Source organism: Streptomyces caeruleatus, from assembly GCF_001514235.1.
Lineage (GTDB): Bacteria > Actinomycetota > Actinomycetes > Streptomycetales > Streptomycetaceae > Streptomyces > Streptomyces caeruleatus.
In genome coordinates this window covers 3568-4981 of sequence record NZ_KQ948961.1, presented here as the reverse complement: position 1 = coordinate 4981, position 1414 = coordinate 3568, and the positions used below count along the sequence as shown (strand labels likewise).

The window sequence follows — 1414 nt, the reverse complement described above, 5'->3', positions numbered from 1 at the left end:
GCGGGCTTCAGAGCGCTCATCGCTGTCCAGCCACTCCTGCACCAAGTCCAACACCCGGGACACTTCCGAACGCGCCGCCACGGCCACGTCACCGTCGTCCGCTCCGACGGCATCAGCGCCCGCGGGCAGGAGGACAAGATCCGCCTCCGGGCACTCGGACAACTCCCGATGCCAGGGAACACCCAAGACCTTCGCCAGATCCTGACCACCGACGCCTGCCACCACACACCGCGACACATCGCCCGCACCAGCCGGGACAACAGGCTTGAGAACCCAGTCCACGCTGAACAGGTTGTCCTGGCCGGAGCCAGGTGAACTCAACTGGCCTTGTTGTGCCGGTCGTACCACCAGCGAGTCCACCGACACCACCGGGGTGCCGGTGTCGTCGGCCGCGTTCAGGCAGAGTGCGCCGTCCTCGGTGACCGACAGGTGTACCCGCAACGACCGTGCGCCCGAGGCGTGCAACGACACCCCGCTCCATGCGAACGGGAGCCCGCCTATGCCCTCACCGGGCAGGTATGCGGCGGCGTGCAGGGCGGCGTCGAACAATGCCGGGTGGATACCGAACTCACCCGCCCGCTCAGCCACTTCATCGGCCAGCCACACCTCGGCGAAGACTTCCTTGCCTCGCCGCCAAGCTGTTTGCAGTCCCTGGAAGGACGGGCCGTACGCGTACCCCGTCTCGGCCAGGTCCTCATAAAGCCCGTCCACCGGCACCTTGATGGCATCCGCCGGCGGCCACACCACTTCCTGCCACACCGGCACGGATGCCTCGGAGGCCAGCGTTCCACTGGCGTGGCGTGTCCAGTCCGTCTCCTCCTCAGGGCGGGAGTACACGCTCACCGCGCGACGGCCGGACTCCTCCAGCGCGTCGACAACCACCTGCACCTGCACAGCCCCGCGCTCGGGCAGCACCAACGGCCGCTCCAGCACCAAGTCCTCCAGGACACCGCAGCCCACCTCGTCACCGGCCCGCACGACCAGTTCGACGAACGCCGTGCCAGCCAGCAACACCACACCTCGCGCTGTGTGGTCGGCCAGCCAGGCATGTGAGGCGAGGGAGAGTCGGCTGGTGAACACCACACCTTCGCCACCGGCCAGTTCCACCGCCGCTCCCAGCAGCGGGTGGCCCACCGACATCAATCCCATGCCCCGCGCGTCTCCGGCCACAGCGCGGGGGCTCGGCCAGTAGTGCTCGCGTTGGAAGGCGTAGGTCGGCAGGTCGATTGTCGAGTTCTGGCCCACGATCGCGGACCAGTCCACCGGAACGCCGTGGGTGTGCAGCCGGGCGACGGCGGTCAGCAGTTGCTCGGACTCGTTCTCCCCCCGGCGCAGAGTCCCGGTCACGACCGCTGCCGGGTGGGACTCGAAGAGGGTCTCTTCCAGGCTGGGAGTCAACACCGGGTGGGGGCTT

Annotated in this window: 1 protein-coding gene; it reads right to left on the bottom strand. The window is 68.5% G+C overall.

The features are described from left to right. On the bottom strand, window positions 1–1263 hold a 1263-nt coding region (locus AQJ67_RS44170), incomplete at its 3' end, for a polyketide synthase dehydratase domain-containing protein (RefSeq protein WP_244190816.1). Window positions 1264–1414: the final 151 nt, after the last annotated feature.